Source organism: Streptomyces sp. NPDC030021 (genome assembly GCF_055574035.1).
The window spans coordinates 181,594-206,896 of record NZ_JBVIAH010000010.1 but is presented as its reverse complement, the minus strand read 5'-3'; the positions used below and the strand labels follow the sequence as shown (position 1 = coordinate 206,896).

General features: G+C 72.2%; 24 protein-coding genes. 10 read left to right on the top strand and 14 right to left on the bottom strand.

Annotated elements, in window-relative coordinates; all coding sequences use genetic code 11:
* Positions 1-4: 4 nt before the first annotated feature.
* The gene (locus tag ACZ4YL_RS21525) at positions 5-1,732 is read right to left on the bottom strand and encodes a glycoside hydrolase family 26 protein (protein WP_468118450.1); all 1,728 of its coding nucleotides are present in this window, start codon (positions 1,730-1,732) and stop codon (positions 5-7) included.
* 150 nt (positions 1,733-1,882) lie between these two features.
* On the opposite strand from ACZ4YL_RS21525, the gene ACZ4YL_RS21520 reads away from it, so the two are divergent.
* The 5 genes from ACZ4YL_RS21520 to ACZ4YL_RS21500 all read left to right on the top strand — a co-directional run bounded on the left by ACZ4YL_RS21520 (position 1,883) and on the right by ACZ4YL_RS21500 (position 7,397).
* Positions 1,883-3,379 carry a carboxylate--amine ligase gene (locus tag ACZ4YL_RS21520; RefSeq protein WP_468118448.1) on the top strand — a complete coding sequence of 499 codons (1,497 nt, stop codon included), beginning with the start codon at positions 1,883-1,885 and terminating at the stop codon, positions 3,377-3,379.
* Positions 3,380-3,446: 67 nt separating this feature from the next.
* The gene (locus ACZ4YL_RS21515; RefSeq protein WP_468118591.1) at positions 3,447-4,748 is read left to right on the top strand and encodes an NAD(P)-binding domain-containing protein; all 1,302 of its coding nucleotides are present in this window, start codon (positions 3,447-3,449) and stop codon (positions 4,746-4,748) included.
* Positions 4,749-4,773: 25 nt separating this feature from the next.
* A complete protein-coding gene (locus ACZ4YL_RS21510; RefSeq protein WP_390801448.1) occupies positions 4,774-5,058 on the top strand; it encodes a hypothetical protein in 285 nt (94 codons plus the stop codon).
* 12 nt (positions 5,059-5,070) lie between these two features.
* Positions 5,071-7,158: a SpoIIE family protein phosphatase gene (locus ACZ4YL_RS21505; RefSeq protein ID WP_468118446.1), complete on the top strand. Its 2,088-nt coding sequence runs from the start codon at positions 5,071-5,073 to the stop codon at positions 7,156-7,158.
* 71 nt (positions 7,159-7,229) lie between these two features.
* Positions 7,230-7,397 (top strand): hypothetical protein, encoded by a 168-nt coding sequence (locus ACZ4YL_RS21500; RefSeq protein ID WP_468118444.1) that lies wholly within the window; start codon positions 7,230-7,232, stop codon positions 7,395-7,397.
* Positions 7,398-7,440: 43 nt separating this feature from the next.
* On the opposite strand, the gene ACZ4YL_RS21495 is transcribed toward ACZ4YL_RS21500, so the two are convergent.
* Positions 7,441-7,881 carry a DUF6299 family protein gene (locus ACZ4YL_RS21495; RefSeq protein ID WP_468118443.1) on the bottom strand — a complete coding sequence of 147 codons (441 nt, stop codon included), beginning with the start codon at positions 7,879-7,881 and terminating at the stop codon, positions 7,441-7,443.
* Positions 7,882-8,036: 155 nt separating this feature from the next.
* Between ACZ4YL_RS21495 and ACZ4YL_RS21490 the strand changes: the two genes are divergently transcribed.
* Together ACZ4YL_RS21490 and ACZ4YL_RS21485 are read left to right on the top strand one after the other, a co-directional pair.
* Positions 8,037-8,627 carry a DUF4352 domain-containing protein gene (locus ACZ4YL_RS21490; RefSeq protein WP_468118441.1) on the top strand — a complete coding sequence of 197 codons (591 nt, stop codon included), beginning with the start codon at positions 8,037-8,039 and terminating at the stop codon, positions 8,625-8,627.
* A gap of 56 nt (positions 8,628-8,683) precedes the next feature.
* Complete coding sequence (locus tag ACZ4YL_RS21485; RefSeq protein WP_052872786.1) at positions 8,684-9,178, top strand: DUF5949 family protein; 495 nt, start codon at positions 8,684-8,686, stop codon at positions 9,176-9,178.
* 114 nt (positions 9,179-9,292) lie between these two features.
* Here the strand turns inward: ACZ4YL_RS21485 and ACZ4YL_RS21480 are convergent, their stop codons facing one another.
* Both ACZ4YL_RS21480 and ACZ4YL_RS21475 read right to left on the bottom strand, forming a co-directional pair.
* A complete protein-coding gene (locus ACZ4YL_RS21480) occupies positions 9,293-10,546 on the bottom strand; it encodes a cytochrome P450 (protein WP_468118439.1) in 1,254 nt (417 codons plus the stop codon).
* A 117-nt stretch (positions 10,547-10,663) separates the two neighbouring features.
* On the bottom strand, positions 10,664-11,815 hold the full coding sequence (locus ACZ4YL_RS21475) for a low temperature requirement protein A (protein WP_468118437.1): 1,152 nt from the start codon (positions 11,813-11,815) through the stop codon (positions 10,664-10,666).
* A 377-nt stretch (positions 11,816-12,192) separates the two neighbouring features.
* Here ACZ4YL_RS21475 and ACZ4YL_RS21470 point away from each other — a divergent pair, with 377 nt between their 5' ends.
* Complete coding sequence (locus ACZ4YL_RS21470; protein WP_468118436.1) at positions 12,193-12,405, top strand: hypothetical protein; 213 nt, start codon at positions 12,193-12,195, stop codon at positions 12,403-12,405.
* 31 nt (positions 12,406-12,436) lie between these two features.
* Here the strand turns inward: ACZ4YL_RS21470 and mscL are convergent, their stop codons facing one another.
* The 9 genes from mscL to ACZ4YL_RS21425 form a co-directional block, all read right to left on the bottom strand.
* Positions 12,437-12,928, bottom strand: a complete 492-nt coding sequence (gene mscL / locus ACZ4YL_RS21465; protein ID WP_468118434.1) for a large conductance mechanosensitive channel protein MscL — start codon at positions 12,926-12,928, stop codon at positions 12,437-12,439.
* 123 nt (positions 12,929-13,051) lie between these two features.
* Complete coding sequence (locus ACZ4YL_RS21460) at positions 13,052-13,684, bottom strand: hypothetical protein (protein ID WP_468118432.1); 633 nt, start codon at positions 13,682-13,684, stop codon at positions 13,052-13,054.
* A gap of 138 nt (positions 13,685-13,822) precedes the next feature.
* Positions 13,823-14,548, bottom strand: a complete 726-nt coding sequence (pyrF, locus tag ACZ4YL_RS21455; RefSeq protein ID WP_468118430.1) for an orotidine-5'-phosphate decarboxylase — start codon at positions 14,546-14,548, stop codon at positions 13,823-13,825.
* A 16-nt stretch (positions 14,549-14,564) separates the two neighbouring features.
* Positions 14,565-15,122 carry a carboxymuconolactone decarboxylase family protein gene (locus tag ACZ4YL_RS21450; RefSeq protein ID WP_468118428.1) on the bottom strand — a complete coding sequence of 186 codons (558 nt, stop codon included), beginning with the start codon at positions 15,120-15,122 and terminating at the stop codon, positions 14,565-14,567.
* A gap of 95 nt (positions 15,123-15,217) precedes the next feature.
* On the bottom strand, positions 15,218-15,712 hold the full coding sequence (locus ACZ4YL_RS21445; RefSeq protein ID WP_468118426.1) for a hypothetical protein: 495 nt from the start codon (positions 15,710-15,712) through the stop codon (positions 15,218-15,220).
* A 262-nt stretch (positions 15,713-15,974) separates the two neighbouring features.
* The gene (locus ACZ4YL_RS21440) at positions 15,975-16,808 is read right to left on the bottom strand and encodes an S-methyl-5'-thioadenosine phosphorylase (protein WP_030009687.1); all 834 of its coding nucleotides are present in this window, start codon (positions 16,806-16,808) and stop codon (positions 15,975-15,977) included.
* Between the two features lie 81 nt (positions 16,809-16,889).
* Positions 16,890-17,195 carry an FmdB family zinc ribbon protein gene (locus ACZ4YL_RS21435; RefSeq protein WP_468118424.1) on the bottom strand — a complete coding sequence of 102 codons (306 nt, stop codon included), beginning with the start codon at positions 17,193-17,195 and terminating at the stop codon, positions 16,890-16,892.
* Between the two features lie 67 nt (positions 17,196-17,262).
* Positions 17,263-18,675, bottom strand: a complete 1,413-nt coding sequence (locus tag ACZ4YL_RS21430; RefSeq protein WP_468118422.1) for an MFS transporter — start codon at positions 18,673-18,675, stop codon at positions 17,263-17,265.
* A 388-nt stretch (positions 18,676-19,063) separates the two neighbouring features.
* Positions 19,064-20,590 (bottom strand): potassium/proton antiporter, encoded by a 1,527-nt coding sequence (locus ACZ4YL_RS21425; protein WP_468118589.1) that lies wholly within the window; start codon positions 20,588-20,590, stop codon positions 19,064-19,066.
* Between the two features lie 215 nt (positions 20,591-20,805).
* Between ACZ4YL_RS21425 and ACZ4YL_RS21420 the strand changes: the two genes are divergently transcribed.
* A complete protein-coding gene (locus ACZ4YL_RS21420) occupies positions 20,806-23,667 on the top strand; it encodes a penicillin acylase family protein (protein ID WP_468118421.1) in 2,862 nt (953 codons plus the stop codon).
* 23 nt (positions 23,668-23,690) lie between these two features.
* Here the strand turns inward: ACZ4YL_RS21420 and ACZ4YL_RS21415 are convergent, their stop codons facing one another.
* Positions 23,691-24,305, bottom strand: coding sequence for a 5-formyltetrahydrofolate cyclo-ligase (locus tag ACZ4YL_RS21415; protein ID WP_468118419.1), 615 nt, complete (start codon positions 24,303-24,305; stop codon positions 23,691-23,693).
* A gap of 95 nt (positions 24,306-24,400) precedes the next feature.
* Between ACZ4YL_RS21415 and galU the strand changes: the two genes are divergently transcribed.
* Positions 24,401-25,303, top strand: a complete 903-nt coding sequence (gene galU, locus ACZ4YL_RS21410; RefSeq protein WP_468118417.1) for a UTP--glucose-1-phosphate uridylyltransferase GalU — start codon at positions 24,401-24,403, stop codon at positions 25,301-25,303.

Here is a 25,303-nt window from a genome sequence, read left to right as displayed (position 1 = left end):
CCGTCTAGAAGGGCCAGAAGCCGGATTCCTTGCCGAAGTCCAGCTTGATGCAGACCGACTGCATGCCGACCAGCTTGGAGAGCCACTCGCCGAAGTTGAGCGGCACACACCAGTGCTTGCTGTTGACCGGCTGCGGCAGGGGCTTCGGCGGCGTGGGCTCGGGCCTCGGCGTGACCGGGCTCGGAGTGAGCGGGCTCGGGGCGACCGGCGAGGGCGCCGGGACCTGGGGCGTCGGGACCGCCGGCGAGGGCCGGGGGGAGGGCTCGGGATCGGTGTCGGGGTCGGGGTCGGGGACCTCGGGTGTCGGGACGAGCGGGCTGGGCGTGACCGGCAGCGGGACCTGCGGGCTCGGGGCGACCGGGCTCGGGGCGACCGGGCTCGGGGTGACCGGGCTCGGGGTGACCGGCGCCGGGACGACCGGGCTCGGGCTGACCGGGCTCGGGCTGACCGGCAGCGGGGTCTGCGGGCTAGGGACCACCGGAGTGGGCTTCGGGACCACGGGTGTGGGGACCAGGGGCGTCGGGACCACCGGCGTGGGCGTGGGGATCTCCGGCGTCGGGACCTGAGGTGTGGGCACCTGGGGCGCGGGCACCTGGGGCGCGGGCACCTGCGGGGCCGGCACCTGAGGCGTCGGCACCTGGGGCGTCGGGACCTGCGGGGTCGGCACGACCGGCGTGGGCACCACGGGGGTCGGGACCACCGGGGTCGGCACCACGGGCGTGGGCACCACCGGGGTCGGGACCACCGGTCCGGGCCGCTCGGGCGTCAGCGCGTCGCGGAAGGCCTTCGCGGACTCCGGGTTCTGCTTGCACTGCCACACGCCGTGCGGGCAGTAGTCGGTGATGGTGTGGTAGAGCGGCTTGTGCTGCGTGATCCACTTCAGCATGCGCCGCACGTATTCCGGATTGTCCCCGCGCCGGTACAGCCCCCACTCCGGGTAGGAGATCGGCTTGCCGTGTGCTTTCGCGAAGTCGACCTGCTGCTGGAGCCCGTACGGCTGGGTGATCTGGTCGTCGAAGGTCCGGCCGGGGCCCTGGTCGTACGAATCCATTCCGATGACGTCGACCACGTCGTCGCCGGGGTAGCACTTCGTCCAGGCGATCGCGTCCGCACCCCTGTTCGGGGCGAAGTCGAACTTGAACTCCTGCCCGGGTACGGCGCGCATCGTGCTGACGATGCGCTTCCAGTACAGCTTCCAGTTCTCGGGGTCCGGTGCGCACCGGTGGGTGTACGTGACGCCGTTCATCTCCCAGCCGAGCACGATCACCGTGTCCGGGACGCCCAGCTCCACCAGCCGCTCGGCGAGCCGCTGGAAGTGCCGGTCGAACCGGCCCTCCGCGCCCGCCCTGATCAGCTGGGCCACCATGTAGTCGGGCACCCGGCCCTCGTTCCGCTCCTGCATGGGCACGTTGAGGACGAACAGCCGGTCGTCCTCGGCGAGGCGCCAGTCGGCCCAGTCCTCCAGGAACGAGACCCTGCCCTCGATACCGGCCCACTTGTCGCCGGGGAGATAGGTGTGCCCGACCCGGATCTCCTTGCCGCCCAGCCAGCTCGACAGGTACGGGATCCGGGCCACCCCGGGCGGCCCGTAGTCGAGATAGGCGCCCATGGCGATGTCCGAGCCCTCGGGCCGGTCCTTCTCGGGTGCCGCGATCGCGGCCCCGGTGGCCAGCAGTCCGGCCGTGACCGTACCGATGCAGGTGCTCGCCAGTCGGCGGCGTGGTCTGGGCATGGCGTCTCCCGAGCTTTCCTGAATCGGTGTGCTTACCAAAGACGTTAGGCATCAGATCTGACGAATGGCCTGTCCGGTGACTGCCGCGTAGGCCATTAGCAGGTGCGCACCACCCCCGCTTGGTCCGACTAGGTGAAAGACACCGTTGCCATGTCCGCGTATCTCAACCATGTGCCCGCCGTTGTGCTCAGACTCGACCGCAATCCGTTCCACCACGGAACCCTCGGCGCCGTCAGATCCCTTGGCCGCAAGGGCGTGGAGGTCCATGCCGTCGTCGAGGCCGGGGGAGGTCCCATGGGGCGTTCGCGTTATCTGCGCGCCGTGCATCCCGGGCCGGCGGGCGGGTTGGACCCCGAGGCGCCCGAGGCGCTGCTGGAGTGCCTGACCGGGGTGTCGGAGCGGATCGGCCGCCCGGCCGTGCTCATCGCCATGGACGACCTGAGCGCGATCGCCGTGTCCCGGGTCGCGCCGATGCTCCGGGAGCGTTTCCGGATTCCCCATCAGCCCGACAACCTGCCCGCCCGGGTGGCTGACAAGGCCGAGCTGTCGCGGCTCTGCGCGCGGTGGGACGTCCCGCACCCGGAGACCGTGATCCCGGCGAGCGGGGCCGAGGCGGCCGAGGCGGCCTGGCGGCTCGGCCTGCCGGTGGTCGCCAAGTGGAGCCGGCCCTGGCTGCTGCCCGCCGGGGCCGACGGGCTGCGCAGCACCATGCTCGTGCACACCACCGCCGAGGCGCGCCGGCTCTACGAGCGCTCCGCCGAGGCCGGGAGCAGGCTGCTGCTCCAGCGGTTCCTGCCGGCCGGTCCGGACACGGACTGGTTCTTCCACGGTGCCTTCGCGCGGGGCGGGCGTCCCCTGCTCGCGGGCTCGGGCCGCAAGGAGCTGTCCTGGCCGGTGCGGACGGGGCTGACGGCCGTGGGGCGCTGGCTGCCGGATCCGGCGGTGGAGGAGGCGGGGCTGCGGCTCGCCGAACGGCTGGGCTACCAGGGGATCCTGGACCTGGACTTCCGCCGCGACGAGGTGGGCTGCTTCCGGCTGGTGGACTTCAATCCCCGGCCGGGCGCGCAGTTCCGGCTGTTCGCGGACTCGGCCGGGCTGGACGTCGTACAGGCGATGTACCTGGACCTGACGGGCCAGCAGGTCCCGCAGTCCTCGGGCGGGCCGGGCCGGGTGTTCGTCGCGGAGAACTACGCGCTGCTGGCGAGGATCCGGGGCGGGTCGATGCCGCGCCGCCCGGCGGCGGTCCCCGCGGACCCGGCCGGGCCGGCGGGAGCGTCCGCGTCCTCGGGTCCGGGCGGGGAGCAGGGGCCGGCTCCGAAGCGGGCCCCCAAGCGGTCCGCCGAGCGGGGGCGCGTCGAGACGGCCTGGTTCGCCGCCGACGACCTGCTGCCGTTCCTGGCGATGCTCGGCGCCCTGCTGGGGCGGGGCGCGGGGAAAGGCGTACGGGCGCTGCGCGGGGTCCCGGAGCAGGGCCGCCGCACGGCGCTCGCCGTCGTCCGCGCGCCCCGGCAGCGCGGCCGGAACCAGGCGCCCGCCGGATCCGGCGGTGCCGGTGGTGCCGGCGGCTCCACCGGATCCGGCGCGCAGGCCTCCCGTCCCGTTCCGCCGGAGGCCTCGGCCGAGCCGGACGAGCTGGTGACCCGTTGACCCGGACCGGCGCGGCTGACCGGGCCGGGCCGGTGACCATCGAGCTGGAGGAGCGGCGTTGACGCGGATCGACGATCTCGTGGTGATCGGTGCGGGCCCGTACGGGCTGTCGATCGCCGCCCACGCGGCGGCCGCGGGGCTCGGCGTACGGCTGCTGGGGCGGCCCATGGCCTCGTGGCGCGACCACATGCCCGACGGCATGTACCTGAAGTCGGAGCCCTGGTCGTCCAACCTGTCCGCGCCGGACGGGCGGCACACCCTGGCCGATTACTGCGCGACCCTCGGCATGGCCGCGGAACACGGCACTCCGCTGCCGATCGGCACGTTCAGCGCGTACGGGATGTGGTTCGCCCGGCAGGCCGCACCCGAGGTGGAGGAGGTGACCGTCCTGGAGGTGACCCCGCAGGGCGACGGCTTCCGCGTCCGCACCGCCGAGGGACCGCCCCTGCTCGCCCGTACGGTGGTCCTCGCGGTCGGGGTGATGCCCTTCGTCCGTCACCCCGAGGCACTGGGAGACCTCCCGCCCGCGCATTACTCGCACAGCAGCGGCCACCGGGACCTGAGCCGGTTCGCGGGCCGCGAGGTCGCCGTGCTCGGAGCCGGGCAGGCGGCTCTGGAGACCGCTGCGCTGCTGGCCGAGCAGGGTGCCCGGCCCTGCCTGGTCGCCCGGCGCTCCCGGCTGAACTGGAACACCGTCCCGCAGCCCCTGGACCGGCCCCCGCTGCGGGCCCTGCGCGATCCGCACAGCGGTCTCGGCACCGGCTGGCGCAGCTGGGTGTGGTCGGAGCTGCCCTGGGCGGTGCGCCGGCTGCCCGCGCCCACCCGGGAGCGGATCGCGGCGACGGCGCTGGGCCCGGCCGGTGCCTGGTGGCTGCGGGACCGCTTCGAGCGGCGCGTCCCCGTCCTCCTCGGACACCGGCTGCACCGCGCGGTGGCGGTGGGCGAACGGACCCGGCTCGGGCTGACCAACCGGGCGGGGGAGTCCGTGGTGCTGGACACCGCGCACGTCATCGCGGCCACCGGCTTCGTCCCGGAGCTGGCCCGGCTGGAGCTGCTCGACGCGGGGCTGCGGGCGGCGCTGGAGACCGTGGGGGAGAGCGGGGCGCCGGAGCTGAGCCCCGCATTCGAGTCCTCGTGGCCCGGGCTGTTCTTCGCGGGGCTGCTGACGGCTCCCTCATTCGGCCCTTCCATGCGATTCGTGCACGGCGCGGGCTTCACGGCGGGGAGACTGGTGAGAGGAGTCCGCAAGCGCCTCGGTGCCCGGGGTCCGCGGCCGGGTTCTCCCGGTGTCGCCCGGCCGGGCCTGGCTGCTTCCCCCGGGCACGTTCCGGGGGTATCCCCAGGGCATCCGAAGACGTATCTGCGGTGAGATCCGCGGAGAGAAGGGGTCCGTGATGAGCTCGGAGCGAGCGCAGGGCCGCGGCTGGGTACGCATTCCCGCCAGCCGCGGGGAACAGCCCGCGGGTCGGGCCAGGGCCGCCGGGTACGACCGCACCGCGTATCCGGGGCCGTACGCGGGCCCGTACGCGGGTCCGTACGCGACGGCCTCCCACGCCGACCAGCCCACGATCTACCTCTCCGTGGTCAAGCGCTGGAAGGAGGCCGGGCGCACCCTTCCGGGGCATCCTGACGAGGAGTGGGAGCGGCTGATCTCCCAGCCGTGCTGGCCCGGCCGTTAGGTGGTGTGGAACGTGGCAGCGGCGGAACGGGACGGACCCGAGCCGGTCCGGCACTCCCCCGTGACCGTGCCCGGGGAGCGGTTCGCGCTCAACGGCATGGGCAGTCTCGAATGGGACCTGGGTGCCGGGACGGTGGTGCTGGACGAGGCCGCGATGGAGGTATTCGACCTCGGGCCGGAGGAGTTCGACGGCACCGTTCCCGGTGTCGGACGGCGCATCCCGCACGAGGACGGGGTCAGGCTGACCGAGATCATCGAAGGTGTCCTGGCGGACGGCGGGGACACGTACGGCGCGTACTTCATGGTGCAGCGGCGCGACGGCCGCGACCAGTGGACGCACACCTCGGGCCGGGTGCTCCGGGACGGCGCCGGGCAGCCCGAGCGGATCGTGGGGATCGTCCGGGACGCGACCGCCGAGCTGGCCCACGCGACGCTGCTGCGCAAGCTGGAGGCGGCGCGCGCCCAGCAGACGACGATCGTGCAGCGGACCACGGAGGCCCTGTCGCGGGCGGTGACGGTCGACGACGTCACGGCCGCGCTGACCGGGGCGGGCGCGCTGGAACGGCTCGGTGCGGACGGGCTGGCCCTGGGGCTGGTCGAGGGCGGCACCATCAAGATCATCGCGCTGAGCGGGGAGTCCCTGGAGATCCTCAGCGAGCGCCAGTTCACCCGGCTGGACGGTTCCCTGCCGCTGTCGCGCGCGGTGCTCACCCGGCAGGCACGTTTCGTCACCTCGCTCACCGAACTCGGCGGGGAGTTCCCGCTCCTCGCGGACTACCTGAACCGGATCCGGTACGACGCCGCCGCCTACCTGCCGCTGATCGCGCAGGCCAAGGCCATCGGCGGGCTGGTCCTCTTCTACCGGCGGCGCACCGAGTTCAGCCCGGAGGAACGCAACCTCTGCCTGGGCCTGGCGGGCATCGTGGCCCAGTCCCTCCAGCGGGCGCTCCTCTTCGACCAGGAACGGGAGTTCGCGACCGGCCTGCAGGCCGCCATGCTGCCGCGCCGGATCCCGGAGATCACCGGCGGGGAGATCGCGGTCCGCTACCACGCCGCCTGGAGCGGGCGGGAGGTCGGCGGGGACTGGTACGACGTGATCTCGCTGCCCCGCGACCGCGTGGGCGTCGTGGTGGGCGACGTCCAGGGCCACGACACGCACGCGGCGGCGATCATGGGCCAGCTGCGGATCGCGCTGCGGGCGTACGCGGGGGAGGGCCATCCGCCGTCCACCGTGCTGGCCCGGGCCTCGCGCTTCCTCGCCGAGCTGGACACCGAGCGCTTCGCCACCTGCATGTACGCGCAGGTGGACCTGGAGACGGGCGGCGTACGGGCGGTCCGCGCGGGGCACCTCGGACCGCTGATCCGGCACACGGACGGGCGTACGGGCTGGCCCAAGGTGCGCGGCGGCCTGCCGCTCGGGCTGGCCTCGCTCTTCGGGTACGAGGAGTTCCCCGAGACCCGGCTCGACCTGGTGCCCGGGGAGACCATGGTGCTGTGCACGGACGGCCTGGTGGAGGAGCCGGGCACCACCATCACCGCCGGGATGGACGCCCTCGCCCAGGCGGTGCGCAGCGGCCCCCAGGGGGCCGGGGCGCTCGCCGACCACCTCTCCGACCGGCTCTGGGAGCGCTGGGGCTCCGGGGACGACGTGGCCCTGCTGGTGCTGCGCCGGGCCCCCGACCCGGGCACCCACCGGGCGCCGCGCATCCACCAGTACGTCCACCAGGCCGACCCGGAAGGCCTCTCGGAGGCCCGCTACGCCCTGCGCCAGGCCCTGCGCGACTGGGGCATGCCGGAGCTCGCCGACGACGTGGAGCTGGCGGCCGGGGAGCTGCTGGTCAACGCCCTGCTGCACACCGACGGCGGGGCGGTGCTGACGATGGAGGTGCTGCCGGAGCCGGTCCGGCGGATCCGGCTGTGGGTCAAGGACCGCTCCAGCGTGTGGCCGCGCCGGCGCACCCCGGGCGAGGCGGCCACCACGGGGCGCGGGCTGCTGCTGGTGGACGCGCTGGCCACGCACTGGGGCGTGGAGTCCCGGGGCGACGGCAAGGCGGTGTGGTGCGAGTTCGACGCGGGCGGCAGCCCCCGGAGCGCGGGGTGACCGGACGATCACCCCGGGTTGTGGGGCGCCGGGGGCGGGGTGATGATGCGAGCCATGGAACGGATCGTATTGTGCGCGGGCTGACCAAGGCCGCCGTGACGGGCGCCCTGGCCGTGCTCCTGCTGGTGGCCGGGGTGTCGGCCGTCGTGGACCGGGCGACGGGGCGGCCGCACGCGGACCCCGCGTGCCGGTCGGTGGCCTTCATGTCGATGACGGACGTCGCCCCCGACTGCCGGTAGCGGCGGCTACCGGCCCCGGGCGCGAGCCGCGGGCCCCCACCACTCAGTGCTCGCGGACCTCGACGTCGTGCGAGTCCTGGGCGACCGTGGTGACCGACCTCGGCATCAGGCCCGAGAGCCGGACCTCCTGGAGCTCGGCGGTGACCACCGCGTGGCCCGGGTGCACGTTCACGAAGGCGCCCGGGGCGTTGGCCACCCAGCGGTGATCCTGGCCGTCGCAGACGATCTGCTCGGCGCCGATGCTCAGCCGGCCGCCGCCCTCCTGCTCGACGGTCGCCTTGATCTGCATCGCCCCCATGGGTGACGCCTGCTCGCAGTGATACATCCCGGAAAGGGTGACGGCGCCGTCCTTGGCGACGTAGGCGTCACGATGTACGGAAATCCCTTGATTGAAAACCGTGGCGCCGGCCGGAGCGGTGAATAGCGTGGTGGCGGCCAGTGCGGAGAAGGCCGTCAGGGCCATTCTGTGGGCGGGGACGAGCATTTTTCCTCCAGGTGCTGCGGATGGTGGGATTCCATCGGAACGCATTGTGCTGGCAGGTGGGCGTACGCACTTGCTCCGCGCGCTCGTGTCGTTGTTCGCAATTACCTGCCCGGGCGCGTGAAACTGGCCGAAATACGTCCCCGAAGGGATCTTGCATGCGCCAGCCCGCTCTCCCCCTGCCCGTCCTCGTCCTGCTCCCGCTCCTCCTGTTCGGTGCCACCGCCTGCCAGAGCGCCCCGGAGCCGGACGCGCTCGCGCCCGCCGCCGCTCCGGCGGTCGTGGTGGACGACGGGGCGCCGGGCGCTGCGCAGGCCCCCGCACGGCCCGGTGTGCGGGACGCCCATGTGGGTGGCACCGCACGGGTGCACGGCATGCAGGTCGGCCGGCACCTCCAGGTCGAACTCGGGGCGTTCGTGGACCCGGCGATCAGCGTGGACAAGAACTTCGCCCCGCCCGCCGGGAAGCGCTGGGTGGCCGCCTCGATGTCCTTCGTCAACGTGGGAGGGGCCTCGTACGGGGCCCTCGGGCACATGTGGGCGCACGACAGCGCGGGGCAGCGTCACCCGGTGGTGAAGACCGGCGAGCTGACGACCGGCAAACCGATCGTCTTCGATTCCCTGGAGGTCGGTGAGCGGGCCGATGGGTGGGTGGTGTTCGAAATCCCGGAAAGCGCGCGCATTGTGCGGCTCCAGTACCAGGACGCGAACATGCAGGCGAATTCCGGAGAGGGATTCTGGGCCGTCTAGCCCGCCCGGGTGAAGGGCCGTGAAAGGCGCGGCGGAGAGACCACTAGGGTGCGCGCATGACTTCTACTCAAGCCGAAATCGACCGGTCCCAGCTCGGCACCCTTTCGGTGCTCGCCTGGATCGGAGACCCCGAAGAGGCGCACGACATCCCGTACCTCCTCGCCTACACCCTCGGTGACGGACCGCAGGGCCGGGAGGCCGGCGAGGCGGCCGCCCGCGGGCTGCTGGAGGAGATCGGCCTGCCCATCGGCGACGTGGTCATGGACGGCACCCTCAAGGCGGCCACCTTCCCGGTGCAGATCCTGCTGGAGGGCAACCAGATCGCGCTCACCCTGCCCGGGATGAACGCGCGCTGCACCGCCCCCGACGAGTGGGTCGCCGCGGCGGACGAGAGCGGGCAGGCGTACTTCCTGTTCGCCACCCGTGCCTGGCCCGAGGCGGTCCCGGGCCGGCCGGTCGCACCGGAGACCCTGCAGGCCTTCGCGGGCGACGAGTCCGTGCTCACCAGCAGCGCCCACTGCGTCCTCGCCGTGCGGCGCGTACAGCGGTAACAGCGGTAACCACAGGCCGGGTGCCGCCACCACCCGCTCCGGCCGCCGGGCTCCCAGCCTGCCCGGTGGCCGGTTCCGCTCCACCCGGGGCCGGGGCCGGGGCCGGGGGCAGGGTCAGGGCCGTTCGAAGGCGAACCGCAGCGAGCGGACCCGGTTGTCGAAGTTCGACCCCGCCAGGTCCGGCAGGCCCACCGCCCGCAGCCCGACCGGCCGGGTCAGCAGCTCACGGAAGAGGGCCTTCATCTCCACCCGGGCCAGGTGCGCACCCAGGCAGAAGTGCGGTCCGCCGCCGCCGAAGCCCAGGTGGGGATTGGGCGAGCGGGTGATGACGAAGGCGTCCGGGTCGGGGAAGACCGCCTCGTCGCGGTTGGCGGAGGCGTAGTAGAGGACCACCTTGTCGCCCGGCCGGAACACGTGCCCGTCCATGGTGTGCTCGGCGGCCACGGTCCGGCGGAACTGGATGATGGGCGTCGAGTGCCGGATCATCTCGTCCACCGCCCCGTCCGCGTACTTCTCGAAGTCCGAGAGCAGCAGGTCCCGCTGGTCCGGATGGTCGGTCAGCAGGGACAGCCCATGGGTGATCGCGTTCCGGGTGGTCTCCACCCCGGCGACCATCAGCAGGGAGAAGAAGGCGCCGAGCTGGCGGGCCCCGAGGGCCTGCCCGTCGACGTTCGCGCAGACCAGCGCCGAGATCAGGTCGTCGGTGGGGTGCTTGCGCCGCTCCCGCCCGATGCCCGCCACCATCCGCTGCATCCGGGCGAGCGCACGCAGCCCGCGCCCGGGCATCCGCAGCCGGGAGGCCAGGCCCCGCTCCACACCGATGTTCTCCGAGGCGTGGTTGACGCGGTCGGCGATCTCGGCCCGGTAGTGCTCGGGGATGCCCATCATGTTGCAGATGACCTCCAGGGGCAGCCGCGAGGCCACGGCCGAGACGAACTCGTCGGGCCGCCCGGCCAGTACGTCGTCCACGATGCGGGCGGCCACGGCGTGGATGTCCTCCTCGGCGGCCGCCAGCAGGCGGGGCGTGAAGGCACGCTGCACGATCTTGCGCAGCTGGGCGTGGTCGGGGCCGTCCAGATTGACCATCGAGTCCCCGAACAGGGCCCGCACCCAGCGGGCCGGCTCGGGGGTGGTCACGCCGGGGGCACTGGCGAAGACCTTGGGGAGGCGGCTGGCCTCCTGCACCTGGGCGTGGCGGACGAGGGCCCAGTGGCCGCGCCCGGACCCTTCGGGGACGAACACCGGGCCCTCGGCCGCGCGCAGCCGGGCGAAGGCCGCGAGGCGGTGGGCGGGGGGCTGCTGCCAGAAGCCTGGCTCGGCCAGCTCCCTGCCGGGGTCGGTGCCGTGGCGTTGTGCCGGGAGTGTCATGGCAGGGCCTCCAGTCGGTGCGCGTCGTTCTGTGCTGGAGAACGGCGGCGGGGGCGTGGGAGTGACGGTTCGGCGGGGTGCGGGTGCGGGCCGCGGTCGCGGGCGCGGCCCCGGGAGTCAGACGGCGGCGCCGGCGGTCGCACCGGCCCGCGTGGACAGGGTCAGGCCGGCCGCCACCGTCAGCACCCCGACGAGGCCCGCCCAGAGGACCGCGTACGTCCCCGACCAGGTGCAGGCGACCGTCACGAGGGCGGACACCGGCAGGACCAGCTGCTGGGCGAGGCCGTGCTTGAAGTGCCGGGAGTGCAGCAGCCACACCATCATCAGGAACAGTGCGGTCGGGACCATGACGGCGGCGTTCGCGGCGACCTGGGAGATGTGTGCCTTGCCCACCGCGTGCTCGACCGCGACCTCGATGCCGGCGCCGATCGCCGCGCCCGACGCGAAGATCAGCAGGTGCCCGTAACCCCACGGGATGGCCTCGCGGTTGGAGGTCAGGTGCTCGTGCATCGGCACGGCGAAGTAGATCCACCACGCGGCGAAGACGATCAGCAGCCCGCCCGCCGCGATGGGCAGCAGCTGGTCCAGCGCCTCGTGCTCGTCGATCGCGGACTTGACCGCCACCGTGGCCGCGGCGATCGTCTCGCCGAGCACGATGATGGTGAACAGGCCGTACCGTTCCACGATGTGGTGCGCGTGCCAGGGCGTCTGGTGCCCGCGCTCGGCGATCACCGGAACCCCCAGCTCGGCGATGAGCAGCACGAGGAACAGCCAGCGCTTCAGGTCGTCCGGGACGAACAGCAGGCCGATCCAGCCCAGCTGGCAGATCACCAGTCCGGCCGCGTACTTCAGCGCCGCCGTCCGGGCCGGGCCCTGCTCGCAGGAGGCGGCCCGCAACCACTGCGCCGTCAGCGCGACGCGCATGATGATGTAGCCGGTGACCGCGACCGCCCAGTCGTTGTCGTCGAAGGCCCGGCTCACCCCGGCCGCGTACACGAGCACACCGGCGATCTGCACGAGCGTCGCGATCCGGTACGGGACGTCGTCCACGTCGTACGCCGAGGCGAACCAGGTGAAGTTCATCCAGGCCCACCACACGCCGAAGAAGACGAAGAAGTAGCCGACCACCCCGGCGCCGGGATGGCCCTCCGCGAGCGAGTGCACCAGCCGGGCGCCGGCCTGGGCGATGGCGACGACGAAGCAGAGGTCGAAGAACAGCTCCAGCGGGGTGGCGGCGCGGTGGAGCTCGTCGGGGCTGCGAGCGGTCATGGGGGAGTAGGCCATACCGGCCAGGAGACCAGAGGCAGGGACCACCGGCAGGGCGGACGCGCGGCCCCCAGGGCCCGTGTGCCCCGGGCGGATGCCAGGCGCGGCCTGCGGCCTTGCCCAGGGGGTGCTGTGTCGATCGGGCCGGATCAGGGCGCGGTGCCAGGCCCCGCGAGCCCGGCCTGATCGACACGACACCGCCTAAGCGGTCGCGGACGGAGGCGGGCTCCGTCACCGACCCCTCACCGGCCTGCGTGCCAGGTGTCCGGCGGTGTGCCGGCGGTCCTGCGCCCGCCCCGGAGCCGGGGCGCCCGGCCGGATGGGGCAGGGGGACGGGCAGGGGGCCGGGGCGGGGAAGAGGGCGGCCGTACCCTGGAGGCATGAGCAGCACCCCCGCCCCCGACCGGCAGCCCTCGCGTACCGCCCCCGAGGCCGACAAGCCGCGGCCCAAGCCCAGGCTGGTCTTCGACGACCCGCTGGACCAGCAGTCCTCGGACGACACCGACCACGGCTGGGGCGAGCGGCCGCCCGCCGGCGGAAGCGCGGCCGACCTGGCCCGCTTCCTCGACGAGAAGCCCCCGCACCACGTCTGACCGGCCGGGGCGGCCCGGGCGGCCGGAGAGGTCAGAAACCGTTGCGTGAACCGGTGGGGGCCGTGCCACCACCGCGCTGTGCGACCAGCGCGTCCCGGATCTCCTTCAGGACCTCCAGCTCGGTGATCTCCATGGTCTCCTGGACGCCCTGCCGGGCCTTGCGCCGGGCCTCCTGCTTGGCGAGGTACTTCGACATCGGCAGCACCATCAGGAAGTACACGACCGCGGCGGTGATGACGAAGGTCAGCGTTGCGTTCAGCACCGAGCCCCAGAGGATCTCCACACCCGTCGGCTGGCCGTTCGGGCCGATGGCGCAAGGAGCCTTGAGGCAGGACTTGTAGCCGTCCAGGCTCTGTGTGCCGACCGCGCCCACCACCGGGCTGATGATCCCCTTGACCACCGAGTTCACGATGTTCGTGAACGCGGCGCCGATGACCACGGCCACCGCCAGGTCGACCACATTGCCGCGCATCAGGAAGGCCTTGAAGCCTGCCAGCACGCTCTCCTTCTTCTTCTCGCTCACCACTGAGCCTCTCTTCACATCTGCCGAACACGGAGCCAACGGTTCCGAAAGCTACGGCAGTCCAGGCGCGGAGTGTCCAATCGGCCCCCACCTTGAGGTGAATTGACTGCCCGTGTGTGCGAATCAGCACAACGTCACCGCCAGCCGCGTCGTGGCGCCGGCGCCCACGAGATCCGGCGCGGTGTCCCGCGGAACGGACAGCACCACCAGCGCCCCACCGTCCGCAACACCCTTGTCCGGATCGGGAACTCCGGCGACCAGCACCCCCGCGGCCACCACCCTGGGCGGCCCGGTGCGCTCCGCCGCGACCACGTCCACCCGGTCCCCGGGCCGCAGCAGCCGCACCGTCGCCGCGTCCGCGATGCGCACGGGCGCCGACACCATCCGCACCGCGGCGGGTGGCGCCGCACGCTGAGAGGCCCGCACCTCCGGCCGCGCGGCACCCCGCGAGGCCTGCGCCTCCGTCCCGCCCACCGCCACGGCCGCCGCCACAACGGCCAGCGCGGCCGAGGCGGCCCGGCGCCGCCGTCGCACGGCCCGGCGCAGCCGGTCGCCGCCCCGCCCCACGCGAAGCGGCGGGAACGGCGGGACCGGGCGCGCGGGGGGACATGCGGAGGACGTCGCGCACGCGGCGGGAGCGAGGGCGGCACGGGAAGCGGAGGTGGCGCAGGAGACGGAGGGAGCGGAGGCGATGGAGGAGGTGGAGGGAGCGGGCGAGGCGGAGCGGGCCGAAGAGGCCGCGGACGTACGGGACATGACGAACACCACCAGACGAGTGAGTCGCTGTGTCCGGACCCGGCGCCCGGACACATCTCACGATCCCGCCTCCCCGGAAACCCCGCCGGAGCCTGTGGACGATCCCCAGCTTGTGGACAACCCCGTCACCCGCACGAGTCAGCCTGCGCAGGCCCGCACCCGCCGCAGCACGGCCACCGGGTCCGCCGCCCGGGCGACCGACCGGCCCACCACGACGTGCGAGGCGCCGGCCGCGAAGGCCGCCTGCGGCGTCCCCGGCCGGGCGTGCCCGCCCGCCGCGCCCGCCGGCTCCAGGACCACCCCCGGCGTGACGATCAGCCGGTCCGGCCCCAGGAGTTCACGCAGCACCCCGGCCTCCCGCGGCGAGGCGATGACCCCGTCGCAGCCCGCGCCCACGGCCAGCCGGGCCAGCCGCAGCACCTGCTCCTCGGTGTCCGCGGCCACGCCGATGTCCGCGAGGTCGCTCCCGGTCATGCTGGTGACCACCGTCAGCGCCAGTACCCGCAGCCGCGGGAACTCGCGAGCCGCCTCCACCGCCGCGGACATGATCCCCGTACCGCCCATGGCGTGCACGGTCACCATGGACGCGCCGAGCGCGCCCGCGGCCCGGACCGCCCCGGCGACGGAGTTCGGGATCTCGAAGAGCTTCAGGTCGAGGAAGACCTCGTGCCCCCGCCCGACGAGGTCCCGCGCGAGTCCGGGGCCCGCGGCGGTCAGCAGCTCCAGGCCGATCTTGTAGAAGCCGCACGCGTCGCCGAGGCGCTCGACGAGCGCCTCGGCGGCCCGGCGGTCGTCGAAGTCGAGGGCGACAATGACCCTGCGGTCGGCGCGAGGGAGGTCGGAGAGCGGGAGGTCGGTGTTCACGCCGCCATTGTCGAGGTCACCGCCGGACCGGAACCTGGCAGGCCTCCGCGAAGCCCTGACTGGTCAGGCCGAAGGCGCTGTTGACGCGCGAGCGCCAGTTCTCCAGCGCGACCATCGCGGTGAGTTCGACGAAGGCCTCCTCGCCGAGCCGCGCGATCAGTTCCCGCGCGAGCTCGTCCGTGACCGTCGGCTCGGTCTCCGTCATGGCCTCGGCGTACTCCATGACCAGCAGTTCCAGCTCGGTGAACACCTCACGGGCCTCCCGCCACTGCGGCACCCGCTCGATCTTCTCGGCCGGCAGGCCCAGCTCGTGGCCCTCCCAGTAGCCGAAGTCCATGCACCACGAGCAGTTGATACGGGCCGCCGCCGCCATCACGGCGAGATGCTTCAGCCCGGCGTCGAGCGCATTCCACTTCGCCACGCTCCGCTCCAGCCGGACGTAGGAGAAGAGCACGCGCGAGTTGTGCCCGTAGGCCTGCCCGGGGTCGAGCACCTTGCCGTAGGTACGGCGCGAGTACCAGGCACCGATCCGCATGAGCAGGGTGCGGGGCGGGGTGAGCGAGATACGCGGCATGACAGTCGTCTCCCTGGCCGGGGCGGTCTTCGTTTCCGCCTTCACCAGGGAGGACCGGACAGCCGCGCCGGATGTGACAGCCGCCGGCCCCTTTTCTAAGCGCCTTCTTCGCCGGGCGCCGCGGGCGCGATCCCGAGCGCGCCGAGGAGCCGTTCCGCGAGGTCCTCCGCGAAGGCCTCGGAGCCGGTGAGGACGGCCCGCACACCCTCCGGGTCGGGGGCCAGCCCGCCCGCGGCCGCCCAGTCGAGGGCGCCCGCCAGGGCCGCCTCGACGGGGAACCGGTCGACGGGTATCTCGTAGTCCTCGGCCGTGTCCCGGTTGAGCAGCGCCCTCCAGCGGCCCCCGGCGAAGGTGGCGCCCTCGACGAAGCCGACATCGCTGTCGAGATAGGCCACCGTGAGCACCGGCGCCCCGGTCCGCCGCGCCAGCGCCGCCGCGGCGCCGTCCGGCTGGTCGGGGTAGTACACGGCCGACCAGCCACCACCCAGGTCCGCGTCGCCGTCGACGTCCGCGCACCCGGCCCCGGCCGCGAACTCCCGCAGCTCTGCCACCGTGGCATGCGCCACGGCCATCCCGCCCCAATTTCCCATGCGGGCAGGCTAGGGGGTGTCTTGTCGATCAGGGCGGGCTCGCGGGGTCTGGTGCCGCGCCTCGCCGCGTTGTCCTCGGTCGGCGACGCTCCGCGTCGCCTCCCTCGTCCGCCTTGCGATCCTTCCCCTCGGCCCTGGCGGGCCTGGGGAGACCCCATGGCACCGGACCCCGCTCCCTGACCCGCCCTGATCGACAAGACACCCCCTAGGGGCCGCCACCGACAACCCGGCCGGGGCGTCCCCAGGGACGCCCCGGAGGGGGCTAAGGGAGCTCGATGCCCAGGTCCCACCCGTCGTGCGCGTGCGTGCACAGGCAGGCCCGGGTCTCCGTGGCCGGCAGGGCCGCCACCGCGTCGAAGAGGACCTCGCGCAGCCGCCCGACGTTCTCGCCGAACACCTTCAGGACCTCGGTGTGGGAGACGCCCTCACCGGTCTCCGCTCCCGCGTCCAGGTCCGTGACCAGGGCCATCGAGGTGTAGCAGAGCCCCAGCTCCCGGGCGAGGACCGCCTCCGGGTGGCCGGTCATGCCGACCACCGACCAGCCCGCCGCCGCGTGCCACCGCGACTCGGCGCGCGTCGAGAAGCGCGGTCCCTCGATGACGACCATGGTGCCGCCGTCCACCGGCTCCCAGTCCCGCCCGCGGGCCGCCGCCAGCGCCACGGACCGGCCCACCGGGCAGTACGGGTCGGCGAAGGTGGTGTGCACAACGTTCGGAACAGAACCGTCCGGCAGGGGCTCACCGTCGAAGAAGGTCTGGGCGCGGGCCTTCGTACGGTCGACCAGCTGGTCGGGAACGAGCAGCGTGCCCGGCCCGTATTCGGCCCGCAGACCGCCGACCGCGCACGGGCCCAGCACCTGGCGAACACCGACCGAGCGCAGGGCCCACAGGTTGGCCCGGTAGTTGATCTTGTGCGGGGGGACGGTGTGGCTGCGTCCGTGCCGGGGCAGGAAGGCCACCTGGCGCCCGGCCAGCTCACCCACGTACAGGGAGTCGCTCGGGGGTCCGTACGGGGTCTCCACCTGGATCTCGGAGACGTCCTCCAGGAAGGAGTAGAAGCCCGAGCCGCCGATGACACCGATCTCTGCGTTCACCATGCGGTCCACCCTAAGGCCCTGCCGTGGGCATGCCGAAGGCCCCGCTGCCGACAGGGGCGGCGGGGCCTCGGGGAGAAGCGATCAGGCGGCCGACGTGGAGCTGCTGCTCGACGAGCTCGACGAGGCGGCAGGAGCGGCGGCAGCGGTCGACGTCGAGGACGACGAGGAGCTGGACGACGGCTTCGAGGCAGGGGTGCTGCTCGACGACGCGCCACGGCTGTCGTTCCGGTAGAAACCGGAGCCCTTGAAGACGATGCCGACCGCGGAGAACACCTTCTTCAGGCGTCCGTCGCAGCTCGGGCACACGGTCAGTGCGTCATCGGTGAACTTCTGCACGGCCTCAAGGCCCTCACCGCACTCGGTGCACTGGTACTGGTAGGTCGGCACGAATTTCCTCCTGGCACTCTGACTCAATGAGTGCTAACGACGCTCCATGGTGACGTATTCCGGCGGATCAGTCCACCGTCACCGGCACGCGGTGACCCATCCCACGCTCGTTCACCCGGTTACGGGAGGCCGGCGAGGGGGCGGTGCGGGTGGCCACCTGGGCCTTCGCCTGCGTCTTCGCCGGGGCCGCGGCCGGGGCCGGCGCCGGGGCTGCGGCCGCAGGCGCGGCCTCCTGCGCGGACGCGTTCACGATCCGGCTCGGGGCCTTCGGGGCGAGCTTCGCGCGCAGCGCCAGCAGGGTGGTCAGCGCGAGCGCGGTGGCACCCATGGGCACCAGGAAGCCGAACGAGGATCCGTGCGCGTCCGTCAGGCGGCCGGCCAGGATGACGGCGATGGCCTGACCGAAGGCGATCGAGCCGGTCAGCCAGGTGAAGGCCTCGGTCCGCGCGTTCGCGGGGACCAGCTGCTCGACCATCGTGTAGCCGGTGATCAGCGCCGGGGCGATGCACAGGCCGACGACCAGGCCGAGCGCGCCCAGCAGGATCATCGAGTTCGCCGCCCACAGGACGGACGCGGCGGCGGTGAGGCCGATGTAGCCCAGGATCAGCCGGCGGCGCGGGCCGATCTTCCAGGCGATGGCGCCCATGGCGATACCGGCGATCATGTTGCCCGCGGCGAAGACTCCGTAGAGCAGGCCGTTGGCGCCGGGGTTGCCGATCTCGTTGGAGAAGGCGGCGAGCGAGACCTGCATGCCGCCGAAGACGGCGCCGATCCCGAGGAAGGCGAAGATCAGGACGCGCAGGCCCGGGAAGGACAGTGCGAAGGCGCGCTTCTCACCGGTGAGCGACGGGGCGTGCGTCGTGGGCTGGCTGGCCCGCTGGGCCGCGAAGAGCAGGCCGCCGAGCAGGGTCAGCGTGGCCTCGGTGACCAGGCCGGCCGCGGGGTGGACGCCGGTGCACAGCGCTGTCGCCAGGACCGGGCCGATGACGAAGGTGAACTCGTCGGTGACGGACTCGAAGGCGGCGGCCGTCGGCAGCAGCGGCGAGCCCTCCAGCTTGGCGGCCCAGCGCGCCCGGACCATCGGTCCGACCTGCGGCACCGAGGCACCGGTGGGTACGGCGGCCAGCGCCAGTGCCCAGACCGGCGCGTCCAGCAGCGCGAGCGCGGCCAGGCCGGTGACGGCGGCGGAGTGCGCGAGGACCACGGGCAGCAGGACGGCCGTCTGGCCGAAGCGGTCGGTGAAGATGCCCATCAGCGGGGCGGACAGTGCCATGGAGATACCGGTGACGGCGGCGACGATGCCGGCGCTGCCGTAGGAACCGGTGGTGTGCTGGACCAGCAGCAGGATGCTGATCGTCAGCATGCCGAAGGGGAGTCGTGCTGCGAAGCCGGGGAGTACGAAGCCGAGGGCGCCGGGAGTGCGCAGGAGCTGCCCGTAGCCGGGGCGGGCGGACGTGTCGGTCGTGACCGCGGATGTCACGGCCTTGCCTTTCCGCTGCCTGGTAGAGCGTCCCCGTCTGCGGACGGTGCTTCGCCTTGTGAGCGACCGCACCCGTACATGTGGGAGCCCCGAGAGCTGTCCTCTTGCGCAGAACCGAGTGATACCTGGGCGCCCACGTCGGGGTGGTGCCACGGCCGCTTTGCGGTCGCGCCAGCTCTGCGTCAGGCAGAGTTGGTTCGATCTGGTGTGCCTTCATCGTACAGGGAAAGCCACTACCACGCCCTGTGAATTCGGCGACAAGAGGTGTCTTCACCTGGGATTAACGGCTGCTTCGCATGTAAAGAGCCCGGAAAAGCAGGCAAAATCGGGCATATCTCAGCGAAATTGTCGAATTAGAACGACGCTCTAACGGCGCTCCGGCGGCGCGCTAGCGCGAAACGGGTCCGCCGCCCGCGCCCAGCCACCCCGCGAGCTTGCCGCCCCGGGCCACCGCCCGCAGCCGTGCCTCCGCCGCGTCCCGCACCGGGTCCGTGGCCACCACCAGCAGCTCGTCCCCGTGCCGCAGCACGGTCGACGGCGCCGGTACGAAACTCTTCGCGTCCCGGACCACCAGCGTGACCGAGGCACCGGGCGGCAGCCGCAGCTCGCTCACCTCCACGCCGTGCATCCGCGAGGCCGGCGGGATGGAGAAGGAGAGCAGGTGTCCGCGCAGCTTCTCCAGCGGCGCCGACTCGATCCCGAGGTCGAAGGCGCCCTCGTCCCCGTTCCCGAGGTTCAGCTTGCGCGCGAGCCAGGGCAGGGTCGGGCCCTGCACCAGGGTGTAGACGACGACCAGCACGAAGACGATGTTGAAGACCCGGTCGCTGCCCTCGATCCCGGACACCATCGGGATGGTCGCCAGGATGATGGGCACGGCCCCGCGCAGGCCCGCCCACGACATCAGCACCTGCTCCTGCCAGGAGATCCGGAAGGGCAGCAGGCTGAGGAAGACCTCCAGGGGCCGCGCCACCATCGTCAGCACCAGCCCGATGACCACGGCGGGCCAGAAGTCGTGGACCAGCTCGTGCGGGGTGACCAGCAGGCCCAGCAGCACGAACATGCCGATCTGGGCGATCCAGCCGAGCCCGTCGGCGAAGCCCCGGGTGGCCGGCCAGTGCGGAAGCTTCGCGTTCCCGAGCACCATCGCCGCCAGGTACACCGCGAGGAAGCCGGAGCCGTGCGCGATGGCGCCGGCCGCGTACGCCACGATGGCGATGGCCATCACGGCGATCGGGTAGAGGCCGGAGGCGGGCAGCGCCACGTGCCGCAGCCCGTACGCGCCCAGGAAGCCCACCGTCAGGCCGATCGCGGCGCCGATCGCCAGCTCCAGGGCGATCTTGCCGATCAGGACGTACCACTCGTCCACCGGGCCGACGGTCGAGAAGGCCACCACCAGGATGACGACGGGTGCGTCGTTGAAGCCGGACTCGGCCTCCAGCACACCGGTGATCCGGGCGGGCAGCGGCACCTTGCGCAGCACCGAGAAGACGGCCGCCGCGTCGGTCGAGGAGACGACCGCGCCGATCAGCAGGGCCTGGCGCCATTCCAGTCCGACCAGATAATGCGCTCCCGCCGCCGTCACGCCCACGCTGACCGCAACGCCCACCAGTGACAGCATGACCGCGGCCGGCAGGGCCGGCTTGATCTCTTTCCACTTGGTGCCCAGACCACCCTCGGCGAGGATCACGACGAGCGCGGCATAACCGATGACCTGGGTCAGCTCGGCATTGTCGAATACGACGTTGCCGATGCCGTCCTGTCCTATCGCGATGCCTATGCCGAGGTAGATGAGCAGGCTGGGGAGGCCGCTGCGTGAAGAGATGCGTACCGCCGCCACGGCGACGAGCAGCACGAGCGAGCAGACCAGCAGAAGCTCATTGAGCGTGTGGACAGTCAGCGGGCGGCCCTCCTCAATGCGCCCGGCGGATCGATCCTCCCGGCGACAAGTTCGGCAAGTAGTTCGTTACCTTACCTAATCTTTGACGCGCCCTTTACGCGATAACCACATTGTGAAACGCCTGTTCCCCCCTGTCCTCAGCACCTCGACCCCTGGCGGATCAACGAAGGCGGTCGTGCGCCTATGGTTGCTCCCAGTACTCCCAGGACCACCCTGCCCCTCTAAGGACAGCGATGCCCGCCAACGAAACCGCTCCTCCCGTCAAGAAGAAGGGACGACGCGCCCGTCTGATCGTGCTCGTCCTGGTCCTGGCGCTCTTCGCGGGCCTCGGCTACGGGGCGTACTGGAGCGTGGACAGCGTGCGCGCCTCCTTCCCCCAGACGACCGGCTCCCTCAAGGTGCCGGGCCTGACCGGGACCGTCGACGTCAAGCGCGACGCCCACGGCATTCCCCAGCTCTACGCGGACAACGACGACGACCTCTTCCGCGCGCAGGGCTTCGTGCACGCGCAGGACCGGTTCTGGGAGATGGACGTACGACGTCACATGACGTCCGGCCGGCTCTCTGAGATGTTCGGCTCCGGCCAGGTCGAGACCGACGCCTTCCTGCGCACGCTGGGCTGGCGCCAGGTGGCGCAGGCCGAGTACGACACCAAGCTGTCGGCCGAGACCAAGAAGTATCTCCAGGCCTACGCCGACGGGGTCAACGCGTACCTGAAGGGGAAGTCCGGCAAGGACCTCTCCGTCGAGCACGCCGCGCTCAAGCTCAGCGACGACTACAAGCCCGAGCAGTGGACGCCGGTGGACTCGGTGGCCTGGCTCAAGGCGATGGCGTGGGACCTGCGCGGCAACATGCAGGACGAGATCGACCGCGCGCTGATGGCGACCAAGCTCTCGCAGGCGCAGATCGACGAGCTCTACCCGCCGTACCCCTTCGACCGGAACAAGCCGATCGTCGAGGGCGGCAAGGTCGACGGCGGGAAGTACACCCCGCAGGGCGCCGCCGCGGGCAGCGGCTCGGGCACCGGCACCGGGACCGGCTCGGGCAGCGGCAACGCCGCCGGGACCCAGACCTCGGCCGTCACGGGCCCGGTCGACGGCCCGGCCAACGGGCTGGCCGACAACACCGCCGCCCAGGGCGCGACCGTGGGCCTGCGCACCCAGCTGACCTCCCTCGCCGACACCCTGGACAAGATCCCCGCGATCCTCGGCCCCAACGGCAGCGGCATCGGCTCGAACTCCTGGGTCGTCTCCGGCAAGTACACGACCACCGGCAAGCCGCTGCTCGCGAACGACCCGCACCTGTCCCCGCAGCTGCCCTCGGTCTGGTACCAGATGGGCCTGCACTGCCGCGCGGTCTCGGCCCAGTGCCAGTACGACGTGGCCGGCTACACCTTCTCGGGCATGCCTGGCGTGGTCATCGGCCACAACGCCGACATCGCCTGGGGCATGACCAACCTCGGCGCCGACGTCACCGACCTCTACCTGGAGCAGGTCAAGCCCGAGGGCTACGTCTACGACGGCAGGGTGCTCCCCTTCACCACCCGCGAAGAGGTCATCAAGGTCGCGGGCGGCGACAGCAAGAAGATCACCGTCCGCACCACGAACAACGGTCCGCTCGTCTCCGACCGCAGCGAGCAGCTCGGCACGGTCGGCACCCGCGCCCCCGTCGCCAGCTCCGCCCCCGACCGCGGTGACGGTTACGCCGTCGCCCTGCGCTGGACGGCGCTGGACCCGGGCAAGTCCATGGACGCGGTCTTCAGGCTCGACAAGGCCAAGACCTTCGACGACTTCCGCAAGGCGGCCGCCGACTTCGAGGTCCCGTCCCAGAACCTGATCTACGCCGACAACAAGGGCGCCAACGGCAACATCGGCTACCAGGCCCCGGGCCGCATCCCGGTGCGCGGCCAGGGCGACGGCCGGATGCCCGCCCCGGGCTGGGACTCCAAGTACGCCTGGAAGGGCGGCAAGGACGGCAACGCCGGCTACATCCAGCAGAACGAGATGCCCTGGGACCTCAACCCGTCCCGCGGCTACATCGTCACCGCCAACCAGGCCGTCGTGGAGAGCGGGACCGGCGCGGGCAAGTACCCGTACCTGCTGACCACCGACTGGGGCTACGGCGCCCGCAGCCAGCGGATCAACGACCTCATCGAGGCGAAGATCAAGGACGGCGGCCGGATCTCGACCGACGACATGCGCACCATGCAGATGGACAACAGCAGCGAGATCGCCGCGCTGCTGACCCCGATGCTGGCCAAGATAGAGGTCTCGGACCCGGGCGTGCGCGCCGCGCAGAAGCTGCTGGACGGCTGGAACTACACGCAGGAGCCCGACTCGGCGGCCGCGGCCTACTTCAACGCGGTCTGGCGCAACATCCTCAAGCTCTCCTTCGGCGACAAGATGCCCAAGGAGCTGCGGATCGAGGGCAGCTGCATGAACGTCCTCGGCAACGGCACCGGCCCGGCCGACGACCTCGCCAAGACGGTCCGCGAATGCGGCACCCGCGACTCCGACTCGGCGCAGCCCGACGGCGGTGACCGCTGGTTCGAGGTGGTCCGCCGCCTGGTCAAGGACGAGAAGTCGCCGTGGTGGACCTCGCCGCAGACCGTGACCCAGCCGGCGGCCACCACCCGCGACGAGCTCTTCGCCCGGGCCATGAGGGACGCCCGCTGGGAGCTGACCGCCAAGCTCGGCAAGGACCAGTCCACCTGGAGCTGGGGCCGGCTGCACCAGCTGACGCTGAAGAACCAGACGATCGGCACCGAGGGCCCCGGTTTCATGCAGTGGCTCCTCAACCGCGGCCCGTGGAACGTGGGCGGCGGCGAGGCCACGGTCAATGCGACCGGCTGGAACGCCTCCAGCGGGTACGGGGTCACATGGGTGCCCTCGATGCGCATGGTCGTGAACCTCAACGACCTCGACAAGTCGCGCTGGATCAACCTGACGGGTGCCTCGGGGCACGCGTACAACGCGCACTACACGGACCAGACGACGATGTGGGCCAAGGGCGAGCTGCTGGAGTGGCCCTTCGGCAAGGACGCCGTCGAGAAGGCCACGGTCGACACCCTGACCCTCAAGCCCGAGGGCTCGTAAGGGTCAGGGCGCGGACCAGGTCGTCATGCACTGAAGCGGCGCACCCCTGACGGGGTGGCCACCGCCTGGACGGGGTGGTCGTGCGGTTCCTCCGGGACCCGCGCGACCACCTCGTCGTCGTAGAGGAGCACGACGAGTGCGGGATGCGCCCCGGCGCGCTCCAGCCGCTCCAGCACCCGGTCGTACGAGCCCCCGCCGCGGCCGAGGCGCATGCCGCGGCCGTCCACCGCGAGGCCGGGCAGCAGCACGGCGTCGGCCCCGGTGACCGCGTCCGGCCCGAGCGCGGGGCCGGTCGGCTCCAGCAGCCGCATCTTGCCCGGGTGGGCGGCCTCGGCGAGTGTGGCCGGGCCTTCGTACGCCGCCCAGTCGAGGTCGTCGTCGGGCAGCAGGAGGGGGAGCAGCACCCGCTTGCCGGCCGCGCGCAGGGCGTCGAGGAGCTCCCGGGTGCCGGGTTCGGTGCCGACGGAGACGTAGGCCGCCACCGTGCGGGCACCGGCCAGTTCGGGCAGTTCGAAGGACCTGACGGCGAGTGCGGTGGCCGCCGTACGGCGGTTCTCGGGGGACAAGGCGCGGCGTGCGGCGAGCAGTTCCCGACGCAGTTCGGCCTTGGCGGAGGCGGTGGGCCGGTTCTCTGCCACGAGGAAATCAAATATCCTTCCGAATCGGGGCATATCTATATCTACCTGATGCGATCTCGTCCGGTGTTCGACGGAAGCCCACTATCGTTCGGGGCATGACTATGTTGCACCCCGTGATCAAGAAGGCCGTGATTCCGGCCGCTGGCCTCGGCACCCGCTTCCTTCCGGCGACCAAGGCGACCCCGAAGGAAATGCTCCCGGTTGTGGACAAGCCGGCCATCCAGTACGTGGTCGAGGAGGCCGTTGGGGCCGGGCTCGATGACGTTCTCATGATCACTGGGCGTAACAAGCGTGCCCTGGAAGACCACTTCGACCGGAACTACGAGCTGGAGTCGGCCCTCATCGCCAAGGGCGACGACGACCGCCTGAAGAAGGTCCAGGAGTCCAGCGACCTGGCCACCATGCACTACGTCCGCCAGGGTGACCCGCGGGGCCTCGGCCACGCGGTGCTGTGCGCCGAGCCGCACGTCGGCCGCGAGCCCTTCGCCGTCCTGCTCGGCGACGACCTCATCGACCCGCGTGACCCGCTGCTGCGCCAGATGGCGGACATCTACGCCCGCACCGGCGGCACCGTCATCGCGCTCATGGAGGTCGACCCGGCCAACGTCCACCTCTACGGCTGCGCCGCCGTCGAGGCCACGGACGAGGCGGACGTGGTCCGCATCACCGGCCTCGTCGAGAAGCCGGACCCCCAGGACGCCCCCAGCAATTACGCGGTCATCGGCCGCTACGTCCTCAACCCCGCGATCTTCGACATACTGCGGGAGACCGAGCCGGGCCGCGGTGGGGAGATCCAGCTCACCGACGCCCTGCAGAAGCTGGCCGCCGACGAGACCGTCGGCGGTCCGGTGCACGGCGTGATCTTCCGGGGCCGTCGCTACGACACCGGGGACCGCGGCGACTACCTGCGGGCCATCGTCCGCCTCGCGTGCGAGCGCGAGGACCTTGGCCCCGAGTTCCGCACCTGGCTTCACCGTTACGTCACGGAGGAGATGTAG